Here is a 16,873-nt window from a genome sequence, read left to right as displayed (position 1 = left end):
AACCTTTCAACTTTGACTTGCCCGAAAAAGCGGCAAATTGCCGCCTCGGTCCGACAGGATGCACCATGGCTACAAAGCATGACAAACCAAAGCTGGGCGAGGAGCCGGCGCGGCAGGACGCGCCGCCGCAGGTGATGGCGCTTGATCTGAAGTCGGGACAGCTCTCGGCGGAGAACGAAGCCTATTTCGAGAAGTGCCGGGAGAAGCTCGGTTTCGTGCCGAATGTGCTGACATCCTATGCCCATGACGACGCCAAGCTCTCGGGCTTCGCCGCCTTCTACAACGACCTGATGCTGGCGCCGTCCGGCCTGTCGAAGCTCGAGCGCGAGATGATCGCCGTCGCGGTCTCGAGCGTGAACCGCTGCTATTACTGCCTGGCCGCCCATGGTGCGGCGGTGCGCCAGCTCTCGGGCGATCCGGTGCTCGGTGAGTTGATCGCGATGAACTATCGGGCCGCGGACCTGTCGGCGCGGCATCGCGCCATGCTCGATTTCTCGGTGAAGCTGACCGAAACCCCGCATCTGATCGGCGAGGACGACCGGTGGGCGCTGCGCAAGGCCGGTTTCTCCGAGCGCGACATCTGGGACATCGGCGCCGTCGCGGCCTTCTACAACATGTCGAACCGGATGGCCTCGGCCGTCGATATGCGGCCGAACGCCGAGTATCATCGGCAGGCGCGGTAGAAATCTCGAGCAGCTGCCGTGATTCGAGCGAGAGCACCGCGCAAAAGAAAACGGCCGGCGCAATGCCAGCCGCTAGTTGGCCTCGACTCGATGGCCCGGCTCCGCCCGAACTCCGGGGGGCTGGGGGGCTGACAAACCGGCGTTCAGCGAAACCGGGCCGTCGAGGCAACGAGGGGAGTTGAGCGGCGCAACTTGGCGGTCGCTTGGCGCGTTCGCGGCGAAAATGCGGCATTTGCGGATAATGCTGACCCAAAGCGAATGCGGGCGCACGCGATCAAACGAACGCGATACCTTGCCAGCGCAGCAGTGCGGGCGCATCATCGCACCGTCGTCCGCTTGAGTGGCGGCCAGGGAGGCGCCATGAGCGAAAGCGAAACGCCGCAATCGCAATCGGCCGGCGCGGTCGTCCATTTCCCGTCGCCGGCCCGGCCCGCAACCGTCACCTTCGATCGGCGCGAGCTCAGCGAACTGCTCAACCTCTACGGCCGCATGGTCGCGGCGGGTGAGTGGCGCGACTACGCCATCGATTTCCTGAAGGACACGGCGCAGTTCTCGGTGTTCCGGCGCTCTTCGGAGATGCCGCTCTACCGAATCGTCAAGGATCCGGCCCTGGCGCGCCGGCAGGGCGCCTATTCCGTCGTGGCCGCGACCGGCCTCATCCTCAAGCGCGGCTCCGAACTGTCCCGCGTGCTCCAGGTGCTCGACCGCAAGCTGAGCGTCGTGAGCTGAGCCTTAAAACTCAGGATCCGCTCGGCTCAGGGCTGGGCGGCGTGCGGTCGCCTTCACCCAGTTCCTTCTGCATCAGCATCTGGTCGAGCCAGCGGCCATGCTTGAACCCGACCTTCTCGGCTACGCCGATCAGGCGGAAGCCGGCCTTCTCATGCAGGCGGCGAGAGCCGACCGAGGCGCCGGTGCCATCCCCGATCACCGCGATCATCTGGCGGAAACCGCGCTGCGTGCAGGCGGTCATCAGCGCATCGAGCAGCAGGCCGCCGATACCCAGGCCTTGGGCTGCCGGGGCGATGTAGATCGAGTTCTCGACCGTTGCGCGGTAGGCCGGGCGGGGGCGGTAGGCGCCAGCATAGGCATAGCCCAGCGGCTCGCCATCGCGATGGGCGACGACATAGGGATAGCCGCCCGCCAGCACGGCCTCGAAGCGCCGCAGCATTTCCGCTTCGCCGGGTGGCTCCAGCTCCCACGACGCCGTGCCATGCAGCACCGCATGGGCATAGATCGCGGTGATGGCGGGGATATCGGCGGGAGTGGCCGGGCGGATCGAAGGCGTCGTCATGCCCGGATGATGAGCAACGGGCATGCCAAAAGAAAAGGCCTGCCAAAAGAAAAGCCCCGGCCTTGCGGCCGGGGCTCTGTCCAGGCGTGGTGCCCGGAAGCTAAGGACTTAGCGGCGGTCGCCGATCAGGCTGATCAACATCTGGAACATGTTGATGAAGTTCAGGTAGAGCGACAGCGCGCCGTTCACAGAGAGCTTCGCAGCCGATTCCGGATCCAGATCCGAAGAGAGATACATCTCCTTCAGGCGCTGGGTATCCCAGGCGGTCAGGCCGGCGAAGACCAGAACGCCGATCACCGAGATGCCGAAGGCCAGCGCGCTCGAGGCCAGGAACAGGTTGACCACCGAGGCGATCACGAGGCCGATCAGGCCCATGATCAGGAACGAGCCCATGCCCGAGAGCGACTTCTTCGTGGTGTAGCCGAAGAGGCTCAGCGCGCCGAAGGCGGCGGCCGTGATGAAGAACACCCGCGTCACCGAAGCGCCGGTGAAGACGACCAGGATCGACGACATCGAGACGCCCATCACCGCCGCGAAGGCGAAGAACATGGTCCGCGCCGAGGCGGCGCTCATGCTTTCGGCCTTGAACGAGAAGAGCATGATGAAGGCGAGCGGCGCGAGCATCACGACCCATTTCAGCGGGCTGAGATAGATCGCCTGGCCGAGTGCCGTCAGCCCGGCGATCTTGCCGTCGGGCGTGAAGCCGGCGATGGCCAGCATCGAGATGCCGAGCGCGGCGAGGCCGGTGATGCCGAGGCCGATCGCCATGTTGTTGTAGACGCCGAGCATGAACGAGCGCAGGCCCTGATCCATCTCGACGGCGCTGGTCTGCTGTGCGCGGCCGGCACCCCAGACTGGAGCATTGCGGTCGAAGTTGCTCATTAAGAGAGTTTCCCCTGACGTTGTTTCGGACGACGGAGAGCGCCCTCGCGCCAGCCGTCCTCGCGCACGATCGTCGCGATGACCGGAATATGAGGGGCTTTTGCGGTTCTTACAAGAGCCCGCCATGGTTAAGGCGGGCCGGGCGATAGAAGTTCGGCGTCGCGCTCATGCAGAATTACAGGATTTTAATGTCTATCGAGAGTCGTTCTCAGATAGTCATCATAAATTCCTGAGATGAGAAGCCGGCGCCTTCGCCAGTATTTTTATCGTACCGACGAGCCCGAACAGGACGGTAACCACGACTGCGGCAGTCGCAGCCAGTATCGCCCCCATGGGATCACTGACGAATTCGATCCGCATCACTTGCGTGACGATGCCCCACCCCGCCGCAGTACCCGCGACAACGCCGAACAGCGCCGCGACGAGGCCGATGACGGCGTATTCAAGGGCGTACGACGAAAGTATGAAGCGGCGTGTCGCGCCGAGGGTCTTCAGGATCATCGCGTCATAGAGCCGCGCCCTCTGCCCGGCGGCCAGCGCGCCGCCCAGCACCAGCAGGCTCGCGGCGATGGCGAGACCCGATGCACCACGGATCGCCATGGCGAGCTGGGCGACGATGGTGTTGACCGCTTCGAGCGCGTCCTTGACCCGCACCGCCGTGACCGCCGGGAAATCGAGCGCGAGGCGGCGAATCAGCACGGCGTCGGTGGCACCCTTGCCGTCCGGGCTCGCGGCGATGGTGGCGAGGTTGGTGTGCGGCGCGCCCGCGAAGGTGTTGGGCGAGAACACCATCACGAAGTTGATGCCGAAGGAGCGCCAGTCGACCGCGCGCAGATTGGCGACGCGGGCGGTTATGTTGCGGCCGAGCACGTTGACGGTGAGCCGGTCACCGATCTTGAGGCCGATGCCGGCGGCATTCTGGGCGTCGAAGGAGACCAGCGGCTCGCCGCGATAATCCGCCGGCCACCACTCGCCGGCCGCGACCCTGGAACCCTCGGGCAGGCTGGCGGCGTAGGTGATGCCGCGATCGCCATCGAGCACCCAGGCGGACTGCTCGCTCGCCTTGATGTCCTCGGCGCGGGTCTCGTTCACGGAGACGATGCGGCCGCGCATCATCGGAACGCGCTCGGTCCGGGCGCCCGGGCGCTCCGCCGCGAGGAAGGCGTCGAAGCGGTCGGAGTCGCGGCTGGGAACGTCGAGGAAGAAGAAGCTCGGCGCCTTGTCGGGCAGCGCGCCTGTGAGCTGGCGCGTCAGGCTGACATCGATGAAGGACAGCGTGGAGAGCAGCGCGACACCCAGGCCCAGCGAGAGCACGAGCGAGGGCGTCAGCGCGCCCGGCCGGTGGCTGTTGGCGAGCGCCATCCGCAGGGCCGGCCGCCGCGGGCGCGGGATGCGGCGCGCGAGCGCCATCAGGCCGAGAGAGACGGCGCGCAGCAGCACGAAGACGCCGAACATGACGCCGATATAGATCAGCGCGATGCGGCGATCATAGGCGAAGCCGATGGCGACGCCGGCGAGCCCGGCCAGCGCCAGCGCGCAGAAGGCAAGGTAGATCGCGCGGGGACGGCGCGGATCGGGCTCGATGCGGTCCCGGAACAGGGCGGAAACCGGGATATCGTGGGCGCGGCCGAGCGGGATGATCGCGAAGAGGAGCGCCGTCAGCAGGCCGTAGAGCGCGGCGATGGCGAGCTCGCCCGGCGCCAATGTCGGCTCGAAGGGAACGGGCAGGATGCTCTGGACGATGGCGCCGAGCCCGAAGGGAGCGAGGGCGCCGAGCACGAGGCCGATCGCGGTGCCGATGGCAGCGACGAGCATCACCTCGGTCAGGTGGATGGCGACGACGCGCCCACCGGTGGCGCCGACCGCCTTCATCGTGGCGAAGTCGAGCTTCTTGGCCTCGACGAAGCGGCGCACCGCATTGGCGACGCCGACACCGCCGACCAGCAGGGCGGTGAGGCCGACGAGCGTCAGGAACTGGGTGAAGCGTTCGAGATTGCGCTGGAAGCTCGGCGCCGCGTTGGCGCGGGAGCGGATCTCCCAGCCGGCATCGCGCTGCTCGCTGCCGACCGCTGCGATCACCTTTTCGAGATCGGCATCGCCTGCGGCGGCTTGCGGGAGCTGCAGGCGATAGGTCCAGCGGATCAGGCTGCCCGGCTGGATCAGGCCGGTGGCGCGCAGCGCTGCCTGCGACATCAGGAGGCGTGGGCCGAAGCCGACGCCGGCAGCGATCTTGTCGGGTTCCGAGACCAGATTGGCGCGCAGCTGCAATTTAGCGCCGCCGACCGTCACAGTGTCGCCGGGCTTCAGGTCGAGCCGGCCGAACAGGACGGGGTCTGCGACCGCGCCGAAGACCCCGTCGCGTGCTTCCAGCAGGCCCGGCAATGGCTGCTGCGGGTCGGTCTCGACCGTGCCGATGCCGGGATAGGCGGAATCGACTGCCTTGATCTCGACCAGCGCCGCGCCCTTCTCGCCGGCATTGGCCATGCCGCGCATCGTGGCGATGCTGGAGACCGTGCCGCGCGCCGTCAGGAAGGCCAGCTCCGATGGCGAGGCCTCGCGATGGATCAGGCTGAAGGCGGCATCGCCGCCGAGGATGCGCCGTCCCTCGCGGGCAAGGCCCTCGGTCAGGCCGCGCGAGGCGGAGGCGACGGCGGCGATGGTCATGACGCCGAGCGCCAGGCAGGCGATGAAGACGCCGAAGCCGCGCAGGCCCGCGCGCAGGTCGCGGATGGCGAGCCGGAGGACGAGGCCGATGCCGGGGGAGCGCGAGGGCGGGGCCGAGGTCGGCTTGACGGGAGCGTGCATCGTCAGATGACCGCCATCTCGCTGTCAGCCTCGATCACGCCGGAGCGCAGCCTGACCGTAGAATCGCAGAGCGCGGCGAGGGAGAGATCGTGGGTGACGAGCACCAGCGTCGCGCCGCGCTCGCGCTTCAGCGCGAAGATCAGGTCGACGATGGAGCGGCCGGTCGATTCGTCGAGATTGCCGGTCGGCTCGTCGGCGACGAGGATCGCCGGATCCGGCGCGACGGCCCGCGCGATAGCGACGCGCTGCTGCTCGCCGCCGGAAAGCTGGGCGGGGTAATGGTCCATGCGGTGTCCGAGGCCGACATTGCGCAGCTCGGCCTCGGCGCGGGCGAAGGCCTCGGGGCTGCCGGCGAGTTCGAGGGGCAGGGCCACGTTCTCGCGCGCCGTCATGGTCGGGACGAGATGAAAGGACTGGAAGACGATGCCGATATGCCGGCCGCGGAAGACGGCGAGCCCGTCCTCGTCGAGGGCGCCGAGATCCTGCCCGGCCACCCTGACGAGGCCTGAATCCGGGCGCTCCAGCCCGGCCATGGTCATCAGCAGCGTCGACTTGCCGGAGCCGGAGGGGCCGACGAGGCCGGTCGCCTCGCCGTCTGCCAGCGACACCGAGACGCCCTTGAGGATATGGACGCGGGCGGCGCCACGCCCCAAACTCAGGTGGACATCCTGCAACTCGATTGCCGAAGCGGCCTTCTCGCTCATCACGCCATGATCCTGACTTCGCTATCCATCACCTTCCTCGCTGACAGCGGATCGCGCCCGGATTGGGGCGGCGTCGCGTCGCAAGGCGGTCTGCGGCCATATGGGCGCGGATTCGCGCTTGTCCAATCGGTTGCGGCGTTTTGCGTCGCCTTCATGCTGCTTCTCGCCGGTTCGCACGATATGGCCCACGCCCAGACCTCCAGCCCGAGTCCGGCCGCCGCGAGGCCGCTGAAGCTCGTGGCCTTCGGCGATTCGCTGTCGGCGGGCTACAACCTGCCGGCCAGCGCCGCCTTTCCCGCCGTTCTGGAGCAAGCGCTGCGCCGGAAGGGCATCGCTGTCGAGATCGTGAACGCCGGCGTCTCCGGCGATACGACGCAAGGCGGGCTAGAGCGGCTCGACTGGTCGGTGCCGGACGGGACGGACGGCGTCATCCTCGAACTCGGCGCCAACGACGCGCTGCGCGGCGTCGACCCGGCGCAGACGCGGCAATCGCTGGAGACGATGATCACGCGGCTGAAGGAGCGCAGGATCCCGGTCCTGCTCGCCGGCATGTATGCGCCGCGCAATCTCGGCGAGGATTATGCGAAACGCTTCGATGCGATCTATCGCGAGCTTGCGGAAAAGCACGCGCTGGTGCTTTACCCATTCTTCCTGGAGGGCATCGCGGGCGACCGCGCGCTGAACCAGGCGGATGGGCTCCACCCCACGGCCGAGGGCGTCAACGTCATCGTCCGGACCATCCTGCCGACGGTCGAGCGCTTCATCGCCAGCTTGCCGCCCAGGTCCTGATCCGTCCGCGGGTTCTCCGCGCGACGAATCCCCGATTCTTGCATCGCCGCCCGCCGGCCCCGCTCCCGGAGTTGCTTCGCCATGGACTATCGCCGCCTCGGACGCACCGATCTCAAGGTCTCGGTGATCTGCCTGGGAACCATGACCTGGGGAGAGCAGAACACCGAGGCCGAAGGCCATGCCCAGATGGACTATGCCGTCGAGCAGGGCATCAACTTCTTCGACACGGCCGAGCTCTACTCCATCCCGCCGAAGCCGGAGACGCAAGGCTCGACCGAGCGGATCATCGGCAGCTGGTTCAAGGCGCGCGGCAACCGCGACAAGATCATCCTGGCGTCGAAGGTCTGCGGGCGCGGCGGCAACACCTGGTTCCGCGGCGATGGCAGCCCGACGCGGCTGACGCGCAAGCAGATCCTGGAGGCGGTCGACAAGAGCCTGCAGCGGCTGCAGACCGACTATATCGATCTCTACCAGGTGCATTTCCCCGAGCGGCCGATGCCCTGGGGTTCGAATCCGACGCGCTTCTCGAAAGCCGCCTATGAGAAGCCCGCCGACGAGACCTCGATCGCCGAGCAGCTCGACGCCTTCGCCGAGATCGTGAAAGCCGGCAAGATCCGCCATCTCGGCCTCTCCAACGAGAGCGCCTGGGGCACGGTGCGCTTCGTCACCGACTCCGAAACGCGGGGCACGCCGCGGGTGCAGTCGATCCAGAACGCCTACAACCTGCTCAACCGCACCTTCGAGACGGCGCTCGCCGAGGTGGCGATTCGCGAGGATGTCGGGCTGCTCGCCTATTCGCCTCTCGCGCAGGGCTATCTCACCGGCAAGTATCTCGACGGCGCACGCCCGGCAGGCGCCCGCACGACGCTGTTCGATCGGGGCCAGCGCTATGAGGGCGCGGGCGCCGAGGATGCGATCAGGCGCTATATCGCGCTCGCCCGCGAAGCCGGGCTCGATCCGGCCCAGATGGCGCTGGCCTTCGTCAACAGCCGCTCTTTCGTCACGTCCAACATCATCGGCGCGACCTCGATGGAGCAGCTGAAGACCGATATCGCCTCGATCGACGTCAAGCTGACGGCGGACGTCGAGGCCAAGATCGACGCGATCCATCAGCTCGTCGGCAATCCCTGCCCCTGAGCAGACGCTCGTCATTCTCGGGCGAAGCAATGCTTCGACCCGAGAATCTCGTCCAGAAATGAGCGCCCTTCCTTCCTGAGATGCTCGGGTCAAGCCTGAGAATGACGGTGGATGTCGGGCATCGCGCGGCGGAAAACCGGTTCCCTTGAGCCGGCTTCCTGCTCTACCGTCTCGCCAGAGTCACAATCACTTGGCAGGAATCGCTCATGCCGAGGCTGTTCATCGCTCTGGAAATCCCCGCCGAGGTCGCGACCGAGCTGACGCTGCATCGTGGCGGATTGTCGGGCGCGCGCTGGATCGAGCCGGCCGACTACCACATCACCCTGCGCTTCCTCGGCGATGTCGACCGGCGCATGGCGAACGATGTCGACCACATGCTGTCCGACCTGCAAGCCTATCCCTTCGAGGTGACGCTCGATGCGCTCGGCAGCTTCGGCGGCGACAAGCCGCGCGCCGTCTTTGCGCACGCGCAGCCGAGTCGGGCGCTGACCGAGCTTCAGGCCGATATCGAGCGGCAGATGCGCCGCCTGGGCCTGCCGGCGGAAGGGCGCAAATTCGTGCCGCATGTTACGCTGGCACGACTGCGCGACACCTCGCCGGTCGAGGTGGCGCATCATCTCGGCCTGCATCCGATCATCAGGCCGATCACGTTCACGGCGCGTCGCGTCGCGCTGATGTCGTCGCGCGATTCGACCGGCGGCGGGCCTTATGTGTTGGAGGCCGCTTATCCGCTCGGCCCGTCCTATCCGAACCGCCTGTCGCGGGAGATGCGCCGATGACGCGGCCGAAGCGGCTTTCCCCGGAGGCGCAGGCCGAGGCTCTGGCGACGCTGACCGGCTGGAAGCTGGCGCAGGGGCGAGAGGCGATCACCAAGCGCTTCGTCTTCCGCGATTTCAGCGAGGCTTTCGGCTGGATGACGCGGGTGGCGCTGCTGGCCGAGGCGATGAACCATCACCCCGAATGGTCGAACGTCTACCGGACGGTGGAAGTGACGCTCGCCACCCACGATGCGGGTGGCTTGACCGAACTCGACGTCAAGCTTGCCCGCGCGGTCGACGCTCTAGGGAACTGATTTTCGACATCCTCGGGAAACACGCCGTCATCCCGGACAAGCGGCTTCAGCCGCGCCGATCCGGGATCCATGTCGGAGCGTTTCCGATTGGATTCAGGCATGGATCCCGGATCTCCCTTCGGTCGTCCGGGATGACCCGCATATCTTCAGATGAGCAGGGCTATGCAACCCAACCGCACGCCCTCAGTGCCGCCAGCATATGCGGCGGGGGTGGCGCCTCGACACGGATGGGTTCGCGCTTGCGGTAGAGCGGCACGGTGACGGCGCGGGCATGGAGCTGGAGGCCCGGCCCGCCTTCGCGCGGAGCGTCGCCGTAGATTTCGTCGCCCAGCATTGGCCAGCCGCTGGCCTCGCAATGAACGCGCAATTGATGCGTCCGGCCGGTCAGCGGTTCCAGCGCGAGCCAGGCAAGCGGGCCGGTTTCGTCGCGGCCGCGTCCCAGCACCTTGTAACGCGTCTGCGAGGGCAGGCCGGCGGGATCGACTTTCATCCACCAGCCACGCTCGGGCGAGCGCTTGGCGAGGGGGAGGTCGATCAGCCCCTCGTCATCAGCCGGCTCGCCCCGCACGATCGCCCAGTAGGTCTTGTCGATGCGCCCGTCGCGAAACATCTGGTTGAGCTCGGCCATCGCACGCGGATGACGGCCGAGGATGAGGCAGCCGGAGGTGTCCTTGTCGAGCCTGTGCGCGGCTTCGGGCCGGCGCGGCAGGCCGAAGCGGAGCTGGTCGAGATAGTCGGTCAGGACGGGAATGACGCGGCGTTTCGCCTGCGGGCCGCGATGCGAGGGCAGCCCGGCGGGCTTGTCGATGACCAGCATCATGGCGTCGCGATAGAGCACCGGCACCGGCAGGTCGGCCTCGATCTGCCCGGGGGATTGCGAATTTTCTGGTCGGTCCGGCGCTGCCATGGCATTGCGCTAGCGAAGCCGGCCCGGCGGCGCAACCCGAGACAGCCGCCGAACCGAAGGCAGGATGGCGATGAGCGAGACCGAACCGAAGAAACGCGGCTTCTTTTCGAGGCTGTTCGGACGCGAGGACGAAACGGCGCAGCCGGCGCCGGCTGTCGAGCCGGTGAATGAACAGCTTGCAGAGTCGGTCGAAGAGCCCAAACCGGAAGCAGCGGAAGCGGCCACGTCGCCAGTTGCCGAGACGGAAGCGCCCGTCGTCGAGGTCCCCGAGCCGGCACCCGATGCGGTTTTGCCGCCCGTTCCGGTCGACGGCGCCCTGCCTGTCGCAGAATCCGAACCAGAACTGGAAGCTATCGCCGCTCCGCTGCCCGAGCCTGTGGTTGCTTCGGCGTCGCTTGCGGCGCCCGCGCCTCAGCCGAAGCGGAGCTGGTGGCGGCGGCTGACCGAGGGGCTGTCGCGGACCTCTTCGGCGCTGACGACGGGGATCACCGACCTCTTCACCAAGCGCAAGCTCGATGCCGGCACGCTCGAGGATCTCGAGGACATCCTGATCCAGGCCGATCTCGGGCTCGCCACCTCGGCGCGTATCGCCAAGGCGGTCGGCGATGGCCGCTACGACAAGCAGATCGAACCGAGCGAGGTGAAGGCGATCCTGGCGCGCGAGGTCGAGACGATCCTGACCCCGGTGGCGCTGCCGCTTGCGATCGACGCCACGAAAAAGCCGTTCGTGCTCCTGATGGTCGGGGTCAATGGCTCCGGCAAGACCACGACGATCGGCAAGCTCGCTGCGAAATTCCGCGCCGAGGGCAAATCCGTGATGCTCGCCGCCGGCGACACCTTCCGTGCTGCCGCGATCGAGCAATTGCGGGTCTGGGGCGAGCGCACCGGCGCCAAGGTCGTCTTCGGCCAGCAGGGCGCGGATGCGGCCGGCCTCGCCTTCGAGGCGCTTGAGAAAGCCAAGGCTGAGGGCACCGACGTGCTGCTGGTCGACACGGCCGGGCGGCTTCAGAACAAGCAGGGCCTGATGGACGAGCTCGCCAAGGTCGTTCGCGTCATCCGCAAGCAGGATCCGAGCGCGCCGCACGCGGCATTGCTGGTGCTCGATGCCACCGTCGGCCAGAACGCGATCAGCCAGGTCGAGGCCTTCCGCGAGACGGCGGGCGTGACGGGGCTCGTGATGACCAAGCTCGACGGCACGGCGCGCGGCGGCATTCTCGTGGCGCTGGCTGCGCAGTTCGGCCTGCCCGTGCATTTCATCGGCGTCGGCGAGAGCGTCGACGATCTGGAACCGTTCTCGGCGCGCGATTTCGCCCGCGCCGTGGCGGGGTTGGGAGAAGCGGCGTGAGCGGCACCACACGACAAATCCCCGTCGGGGCGGCCAAGGGCAAGGCGATAAGCCCGCTGCTGAAGCTGGCGCTCGAGTTCGGGCCGCTGGCGATCTTCTTCTTCGCCAATTCCTATGGCGACAGGCTGCTCGGCGTCGCCGAGGACCGGCGCATCTTCGTCGCCACCGGCATCTTCATCGTCGCTTCGCTGGTGGCGCTGGCGCTGTCGCGAGTGCTGATGGGCTATCTGCCGCGCATGGCGATCGTGAACGCCATCGTCGTCAGCGTCTTCGGCGGGCTGACGCTGGCGCTGGACGATGCCTTCTTCATCAAGGTCAAGCCGACCATCGTCAACGCGCTGTTCGGCAGCGTGCTGCTCGGCGGGCTTCTGTTCGGCCGGTCGCTGCTGTCGCTGGTTCTGGAGACGGTGCTGCAGCTCGACGCGGAAGGCTGGCGCAAGCTCACCTTCCGCTGGGGGCTGTTCTTCTTCGTGCTGGCGGCGATCAACGAGGTGGTCTGGCGGACGCAGACCCAGGATTTCTGGGTCGCCTTCAAGGTCTGGGGTGTGATGCCGCTGACCATGGCCTTTGCGCTGGCGCAGACGCCGCTGATCCTGAAGCATGAGATCAAGCCGGCGAAGGCGGAAGAGTAAGGTCAAGCAACCTCCACGCCGTCATCCCGGGGGACCGAAGGAAGACCCGGAATCCATTCCGGAGCATGTCCGATAGAGGTTCAGGCATGGATTCCGGATCGTCGCCGCTGACGCGGGTTGTCCGGGATGACGTGGTGTTTTGGGTGTCTCTTGCCATTTGGCAAGATTGTCTCCATTTTATGCCAAATGGAGAATGATGCCGTGACGGCCCTGCTGCGCATCGAGACCGCCCAACGCGATTTCGTCCCCGACCCCATTGGCGACGACGAGGCGGCGGCGATGTTCCGCGCGGCGGTCAACCTGTTCCGGCTCTGGCGCGTCACCGACGAGGAGGCGGCGGTGCTGATCGATCTGCCGGTCAGGACCTACCGCCGCTGGAAAGCCGGCGAGATCGGCCGCATCTCGCGCGATGGCAAGGCGCGGCTGTCGAATTTGATGGGCATCCACAAGGCGCTGAGGCTGATCTTCACCGAGCCGCAGCGTGGCTATGACTGGATCAAGCGGCCGAACAGCGACTTCGGTGGCAAATCGGCTGTCGATGTCATGCTCGGCGGCGAACTCACCGACCTGATGCGGGTACGCCGGCTGCTCGACGCCGAGCGGGGCGCCTGGTGATCGATCCGGCGAGCCTGCCGGTCACAGAAATCAGATGGCGCGGGGCGGTCCGGATCATCCGCAGCATCTTCCCGCCGATCGATTTGTTCGAGGACATCGCCGACCCTGCCGACTGGCCGCTGCTGATCGCGGCCGAGCAGAAGACCAATCCGCGCCTGATGGAGACGATCGGCAATCTCGATCTCGTGCCGGCGAAGCGGCGCGTCTCGGGACCGGGCGCGAGCTGGCTGATGGCGCCCTTCACCCATGTCAGCCCGGACCGGCCGAGCCGTTTCAGCGACGGCAGCTTCGGCGTGCTCTATGTCGGCGACCGCTTCGAGGTGGCGCTGCTGGAGACGATCCATCACCACGCCCGCTTCATGCTGGCGACGGCCCAGCCGCCGGGCTGGACCTCGCAATTCCGCGAGATCGTGCTGGAGGTCGACGCCGACCTTCATGATGTGCGGGCGTTCGGGGCGGAAGCCGCTCCGGTGCTCGACCCCACGGACTATGCCGCGAGCCAGGCACTCGGCATCGGCTTGCGGGCGCTCGGCTCGGCCGGCATCGCCTATCCCAGCGTGCGCTGCCCTGGTGGCGAATGCGCCGGGCTGTTCTACCCGGATGGGGCTAGCCAGCCGGTGCAGGGGCGGCATCTCGACTATCACTGGAACGGCGAGCGCGTGGACCTCTACCGGGACCGCAGCGCCGGTGAGGTCTACCGCGTCGTCTGACGCCTATTTCGGTGCGAGGCGGATCGCGCCGTCCAAGCGGATCGACGTGCCGTTCAGCATGTCGTTCTCGATGATGCTGCGCGCGAGCGCGGCATATTCCGCCGGGCGCCCAAGGCGCGAGGGATGCGGCACCGAGACGGCGAGCGAGGCCTTGGCGTCGTCGGGCAGGCCGGCGAACATCGGCGTCTCGAACAGGCCTGGCATGATCGTGACGATGCGGATGCCGACACCAGCCAGATCGCGCGCGATCGGCAGCGTCATGCCGGCGACGCCGGCCTTGGAGGCGGCATAGGCGGCCTGGCCGATCTGGCCGTCCTCGGCGGCGACCGAAGCCGTGCAGATGATGACGCCGCGGCCGCCATCGGCGGTAACCGGCTCCAGCCCGGCGAGCGCGACCGCCGATTTGGCGATGACGCGGAAGGTGCCGACGAGGTTGATCGCGACCGCCTTCTCGAAGGTGGCGAGGTCATGGGCGATGAGCTCGCCGGTTTCGCGCTTCTTCGAGACGACGCGGCGGCCCGGTGCGATGCCGGCGCAGTTGACGACGATGCGGGCGATGCCATGGGCGGCGCGAGACTTGGCCAGCGCCTCGTCGACCGAGTCCTCGTTGGTGACGTCGCAGGAACAGAAGACACCGCCGATCTCCTGCGCGATCACCTCGCCGCGCTCGGCGTTGAGGTCTAGCAGCGCGACCTTGACGCCCTGGCTCGCAAGCATCCGGGCCGTCGCCTCGCCGAGGCCGGAGGCGCCGCCGGTGACGATGGCGGCGAGGGAAGAATCGAGCTTCATGGTGCGTTTCCCGTGCGTCCTGGTTCTGGAGCCGGTTTAGAGGGCGTTTCGTGCCGCTCCAAGCGGGTTTTCCGGCAGGCCTCTTGTGCAGGATTGCGACGGGGCCATCTTTCGACATGGCGCGTCGATTCCGGGTGCGCGATCATTGGCGTCATCGGACGCGAAGGAGAGAGACAGGAATGAGCGAAGGGTTCAGCGCAAGCTTCAGCCGCGAGGAGATGGAGGCGATCCGCAAGAGCCTGCGCGACGAGGCGAAGTTCGGGACCGATTTCATGTCCCGGCTCAAGCGCGTCGCAAAGCGTATTCCGTTTGCCGAGGATTTGCTGACGGCCTGGTTCTGCGCGCGCGATCCGGCGACGCCGCGGCGCGTGCGGATGACGCTGCTCGCTGCGCTCGGCTATTTCGTGCTGCCGATCGACGCCATTCCCGACATCATGCCGCTTCTGGGCTTCACCGACGATGCGGCGGTGATCGCCGCCGCCATCGCGGCAGTGGCCGGTTCGATCAAGGTGGAGCATCGCGAGCGGGCGAGGAAGGCGCTGGCGGAGCTTTAGGCTTCGTCACAGCGTCAGCACGATCTTGCCCTTGGCCTTGCGATCGCCGATCAGCGCATAGGCTTCGGTCCAGCGCTCCAGCGGGAAGGTCGCGTGGACATGGGCGCGGATATGGTCTCCTGCCGCCCATTCGAGCAGGCGTTCCATGTTGCGGCGATGCGCTGCCGGTTCGCGCGCGACGAACTCGCCCCAGAAGACACCGCGCAGATCGCAGCCCTTCAGCAGCAGCAGGTTGAGCGGAATCTTGGGAATCTCGCCGCCGGCGAAGCCGACGACGAGGTAGCGGCCTTCCCAGGCCATGGAGCGCAACGCGGGTTCCGCGAGCTCGCCGCCCACTGTGTCGTAGAGCACGTCGACGCCGCGCCCCTCGGTGAGCCTCTTCAGCGCGGCGCGGATATCGGCCTGGCTATAGTCGACCTCCTCCTGGGCGCCGTGCTCGCGAGCCAATGCCAGCTTGTCGGGCGATGAGGCGCAGGCGATGACATGGGCGCCGAGCAACGCACCGATCTCGACCGCCGCCAAGCCGGCGCCGCCGGAGGCACCGAGGATCGCGAGCGTCTCGCCGGCCCTCAGATGGGCGCGCTGGATCAGCCCGTGCATCGCCGTGCCGTAGGTGACGAAAAGGCTTGCAGCCTGTGCGTCGTCGAGCCGCTCCGGCACGCGGATCAGCGCCTCGGCGGGAACCACGACCTTCTCACGCGCTGCGCCATAGCCGAGCCAGGCTGCGACGCGCTCGCCGAGCTGCCAGCCGGTGACGCCCTCGCCGATCGCCGCGATGGTGCCCGCGCATTCGGCCGATGGCGAGAAGGGGAAGGCGGGCCTGGTCTGATAGCGGCCCTTGATGATCAGCGTGTCGAAGAAATTGAGGGCGGCCGCCTTGACGGCAACGACGACCTCGCCGGGTCCGGGACTCGGTTCCGGCAGATCGCGGATGACGAGATCTTCCGCCGGGCCGTGATGTTCGCAGAGCAAGGCCTTCATCGTCGATCCGCCATTCACCGCCGCGCTGCCGGACTGTGCCACGGCGTCGCATGGCGCGGAACCGGCCAGCGGCTGCGCCATTCGTATTTTCGCCAGGATCGTGACACTCTATGCCGCCGTCCCGCGCGATCCACTCGTGGTAAACGCGGTGTTAAGATTTTTAGTGACTGATGGCGGTCCATGATCAGCTCGTTCCTCCGTACCCGCGACGCCGCTCTTTTCCGCCTCGCCGCGCTCGGCCTGATGACCGGATTGCTCGGTCTGCCCGCGCTGTCGGCCCAGGCCGCTCCGGCCAAGCCGAAGCCGGCCGCCACGCCGGCTGCCGCCAGCTCCGGGCAGGGGCAGGCGATGCTGCTGGAAACGGCCGGCAAATGGCAGGCCTTCTCGTCGCAGCAAGGCCGCTCCAAGGTCTGCTACGCCCTGTCCAAGGCCGAAACCCGCATACCTGCGAATCTCAAGGAGGTCGAAGGGTTGCTCTTCGTCTCCAGCCGGCCGGGCGAGGGCGTGCGCAACGAGATCAGCTTCGTGATGAACTTCGACCTCAAGGAAGGCGTCGAGCATCAGGCGCTCATCGGCACGGACCGCTTCGCGCTGGTCGCCAAGGGCCAGAACATGTGGCTGAAGAACCCGGCCGAGGAGACGCGCATGCTCGACTCGATGCGGCGCGGCGCCGGGCTGGAGATCAAGGGCACCTCGAAGCGCGGCAACCCGACCAGCGACAAATACTCGCTCGCCGGCATCAGCCAGATCGTGAAGCGGGCCGAAGACGCCTGCAAGTAAGGCGCATGGCGCCGCCGTGAGACCGGGCGCGTCATGCTCGGGCCTGACCCGAGCATCTCATGCCGGAAAAACTCCCGGCGCCTTCTCGTCCGGAGATTCTCGGGTCTACGCTTCGCTCCGCCCGAGAATGACGGCGGGGTTCCGGTTTTCCGGCAATTGTGCTAGGGAGCGGGAAATCCCGCGCCTTCCCGTATGGG

At 67.2% G+C, this 16,873-nt stretch carries 19 protein-coding genes; 12 read left to right on the top strand and 7 right to left on the bottom strand.

Going from position 1 to position 16,873, the window contains the following annotated elements; translation table 11 throughout:
- Positions 1-134: 134 nt before the first annotated feature.
- Both NWE53_RS18875 and NWE53_RS18870 read left to right on the top strand, forming a co-directional pair.
- On the top strand, positions 135-683 hold the full coding sequence (locus tag NWE53_RS18875) for a peroxidase-related enzyme (RefSeq protein WP_265054948.1): 549 nt from the start codon (positions 135-137) through the stop codon (positions 681-683).
- A 360-nt stretch (positions 684-1,043) separates the two neighbouring features.
- On the top strand, positions 1,044-1,412 hold the full coding sequence (locus NWE53_RS18870) for a DUF2794 domain-containing protein (protein WP_265050901.1): 369 nt from the start codon (positions 1,044-1,046) through the stop codon (positions 1,410-1,412).
- Positions 1,413-1,422: 10 nt separating this feature from the next.
- On the opposite strand, the gene NWE53_RS18865 is transcribed toward NWE53_RS18870, so the two are convergent.
- From NWE53_RS18865 to NWE53_RS18850, 4 genes are all read right to left on the bottom strand, one after another.
- Complete coding sequence (locus NWE53_RS18865) at positions 1,423-1,974, bottom strand: GNAT family N-acetyltransferase (RefSeq protein WP_265050900.1); 552 nt, start codon at positions 1,972-1,974, stop codon at positions 1,423-1,425.
- A 108-nt stretch (positions 1,975-2,082) separates the two neighbouring features.
- Complete coding sequence (locus NWE53_RS18860) at positions 2,083-2,856, bottom strand: Bax inhibitor-1/YccA family protein (protein ID WP_265050899.1); 774 nt, start codon at positions 2,854-2,856, stop codon at positions 2,083-2,085.
- A gap of 219 nt (positions 2,857-3,075) precedes the next feature.
- Complete coding sequence (locus tag NWE53_RS18855) at positions 3,076-5,661, bottom strand: ABC transporter permease (RefSeq protein WP_265050898.1); 2,586 nt, start codon at positions 5,659-5,661, stop codon at positions 3,076-3,078.
- Between the two features lie 2 nt (positions 5,662-5,663).
- A complete protein-coding gene (locus NWE53_RS18850; protein ID WP_265050897.1) occupies positions 5,664-6,365 on the bottom strand; it encodes an ABC transporter ATP-binding protein in 702 nt (233 codons plus the stop codon).
- Positions 6,366-6,518: 153 nt separating this feature from the next.
- Between NWE53_RS18850 and NWE53_RS18845 the strand changes: the two genes are divergently transcribed.
- The 4 genes from NWE53_RS18845 (at position 6,519) to NWE53_RS18830 (ending at position 9,363) form a co-directional block, all read left to right on the top strand.
- A complete protein-coding gene (locus NWE53_RS18845; RefSeq protein ID WP_442864848.1) occupies positions 6,519-7,154 on the top strand; it encodes an arylesterase in 636 nt (211 codons plus the stop codon).
- 81 nt (positions 7,155-7,235) lie between these two features.
- Complete coding sequence (locus tag NWE53_RS18840; protein WP_265050896.1) at positions 7,236-8,291, top strand: aldo/keto reductase; 1,056 nt, start codon at positions 7,236-7,238, stop codon at positions 8,289-8,291.
- Between the two features lie 206 nt (positions 8,292-8,497).
- Positions 8,498-9,070, top strand: coding sequence for an RNA 2',3'-cyclic phosphodiesterase (thpR, locus tag NWE53_RS18835; RefSeq protein WP_265050895.1), 573 nt, complete (start codon positions 8,498-8,500; stop codon positions 9,068-9,070).
- Positions 9,067-9,363: a 4a-hydroxytetrahydrobiopterin dehydratase gene (locus NWE53_RS18830; protein ID WP_265050894.1), complete on the top strand. Its 297-nt coding sequence runs from the start codon at positions 9,067-9,069 to the stop codon at positions 9,361-9,363. Before thpR ends, NWE53_RS18830 begins: the two co-directional genes overlap by 4 nt.
- A 160-nt stretch (positions 9,364-9,523) precedes the next feature.
- On the opposite strand, the gene NWE53_RS18825 is transcribed toward NWE53_RS18830, so the two are convergent.
- A complete protein-coding gene (locus NWE53_RS18825; protein ID WP_442865043.1) occupies positions 9,524-10,183 on the bottom strand; it encodes an RluA family pseudouridine synthase in 660 nt (219 codons plus the stop codon).
- Positions 10,184-10,340: 157 nt separating this feature from the next.
- Here NWE53_RS18825 and ftsY point away from each other — a divergent pair, with 157 nt between their 5' ends.
- From ftsY to NWE53_RS18805, 4 genes are all read left to right on the top strand, one after another.
- Complete coding sequence (ftsY, locus tag NWE53_RS18820; protein WP_265050892.1) at positions 10,341-11,615, top strand: signal recognition particle-docking protein FtsY; 1,275 nt, start codon at positions 10,341-10,343, stop codon at positions 11,613-11,615.
- The gene (locus NWE53_RS18815) at positions 11,612-12,247 is read left to right on the top strand and encodes a septation protein A (RefSeq protein ID WP_265050891.1); all 636 of its coding nucleotides are present in this window, start codon (positions 11,612-11,614) and stop codon (positions 12,245-12,247) included. Before ftsY ends, NWE53_RS18815 begins: the two co-directional genes overlap by 4 nt.
- Before the next feature lie 201 nt (positions 12,248-12,448).
- Positions 12,449-12,862 (top strand): MbcA/ParS/Xre antitoxin family protein, encoded by a 414-nt coding sequence (locus tag NWE53_RS18810; RefSeq protein ID WP_442864847.1) that lies wholly within the window; start codon positions 12,449-12,451, stop codon positions 12,860-12,862.
- Positions 12,859-13,572: an RES family NAD+ phosphorylase gene (locus NWE53_RS18805; RefSeq protein ID WP_265050890.1), complete on the top strand. Its 714-nt coding sequence runs from the start codon at positions 12,859-12,861 to the stop codon at positions 13,570-13,572. The genes NWE53_RS18810 and NWE53_RS18805 overlap by 4 nt, the downstream gene beginning before the upstream one ends.
- A gap of 3 nt (positions 13,573-13,575) precedes the next feature.
- Here NWE53_RS18805 and NWE53_RS18800 read toward each other — a convergent pair whose 3' ends face one another.
- Positions 13,576-14,361 (bottom strand): SDR family NAD(P)-dependent oxidoreductase, encoded by a 786-nt coding sequence (locus tag NWE53_RS18800; RefSeq protein ID WP_265050889.1) that lies wholly within the window; start codon positions 14,359-14,361, stop codon positions 13,576-13,578.
- A gap of 218 nt (positions 14,362-14,579) precedes the next feature.
- Between NWE53_RS18800 and NWE53_RS18795 the strand changes: the two genes are divergently transcribed.
- Complete coding sequence (locus NWE53_RS18795) at positions 14,580-14,915, top strand: YkvA family protein (RefSeq protein WP_265054945.1); 336 nt, start codon at positions 14,580-14,582, stop codon at positions 14,913-14,915.
- A gap of 6 nt (positions 14,916-14,921) precedes the next feature.
- On the opposite strand, the gene NWE53_RS18790 is transcribed toward NWE53_RS18795, so the two are convergent.
- On the bottom strand, positions 14,922-15,896 hold the full coding sequence (locus NWE53_RS18790) for an NADPH:quinone oxidoreductase family protein (RefSeq protein ID WP_265054944.1): 975 nt from the start codon (positions 15,894-15,896) through the stop codon (positions 14,922-14,924).
- Between the two features lie 180 nt (positions 15,897-16,076).
- On the opposite strand from NWE53_RS18790, the gene NWE53_RS18785 reads away from it, so the two are divergent.
- Positions 16,077-16,676 (top strand): hypothetical protein, encoded by a 600-nt coding sequence (locus NWE53_RS18785; protein ID WP_265050888.1) that lies wholly within the window; start codon positions 16,077-16,079, stop codon positions 16,674-16,676.
- Positions 16,677-16,873: the final 197 nt, after the last annotated feature.

It is taken from the genome of Bosea sp. NBC_00550 (assembly GCF_026020075.1).
Taxonomy (GTDB): Bacteria; Pseudomonadota; Alphaproteobacteria; order Rhizobiales; family Beijerinckiaceae; genus Allobosea.
This window is presented reverse-complemented; position numbering and strand designations above follow the sequence as displayed.

Coding starts and splice junctions, on each gene's coding strand:
- NWE53_RS18870 (WP_265050901.1), top strand. CDS start 1,044: ATGAGCGAAAGCGAAACGCCGCAATCGCAATCGGCCGGCGCGGTCGTC.
- NWE53_RS18825 (WP_442865043.1), bottom strand. CDS start 10,183: ATGATGCTGGTCATCGACAAGCCCGCCGGGCTGCCCTCGCATCGCGGC.
- thpR (WP_265050895.1), top strand. CDS start 8,498: ATGCCGAGGCTGTTCATCGCTCTGGAAATCCCCGCCGAGGTCGCGACC.
- NWE53_RS18865 (WP_265050900.1), bottom strand. CDS start 1,974: ATGACGACGCCTTCGATCCGCCCGGCCACTCCCGCCGATATCCCCGCC.
- NWE53_RS18850 (WP_265050897.1), bottom strand. CDS start 6,365: ATGAGCGAGAAGGCCGCTTCGGCAATCGAGTTGCAGGATGTCCACCTG.
- NWE53_RS18830 (WP_265050894.1), top strand. CDS start 9,067: ATGACGCGGCCGAAGCGGCTTTCCCCGGAGGCGCAGGCCGAGGCTCTG.
- ftsY (WP_265050892.1), top strand. CDS start 10,341: ATGAGCGAGACCGAACCGAAGAAACGCGGCTTCTTTTCGAGGCTGTTC.
- NWE53_RS18800 (WP_265050889.1), bottom strand. CDS start 14,361: ATGAAGCTCGATTCTTCCCTCGCCGCCATCGTCACCGGCGGCGCCTCC.
- NWE53_RS18845 (WP_442864848.1), top strand. CDS start 6,519: ATGCTGCTTCTCGCCGGTTCGCACGATATGGCCCACGCCCAGACCTCC.
- NWE53_RS18875 (WP_265054948.1), top strand. CDS start 135: ATGGCGCTTGATCTGAAGTCGGGACAGCTCTCGGCGGAGAACGAAGCC.
- NWE53_RS18860 (WP_265050899.1), bottom strand. CDS start 2,856: ATGAGCAACTTCGACCGCAATGCTCCAGTCTGGGGTGCCGGCCGCGCA.
- NWE53_RS18855 (WP_265050898.1), bottom strand. CDS start 5,661: ATGCACGCTCCCGTCAAGCCGACCTCGGCCCCGCCCTCGCGCTCCCCC.
- NWE53_RS18785 (WP_265050888.1), top strand. CDS start 16,077: ATGATCAGCTCGTTCCTCCGTACCCGCGACGCCGCTCTTTTCCGCCTC.
- NWE53_RS18790 (WP_265054944.1), bottom strand. CDS start 15,896: ATGAAGGCCTTGCTCTGCGAACATCACGGCCCGGCGGAAGATCTCGTC.
- NWE53_RS18795 (WP_265054945.1), top strand. CDS start 14,580: ATGGAGGCGATCCGCAAGAGCCTGCGCGACGAGGCGAAGTTCGGGACC.
- NWE53_RS18840 (WP_265050896.1), top strand. CDS start 7,236: ATGGACTATCGCCGCCTCGGACGCACCGATCTCAAGGTCTCGGTGATC.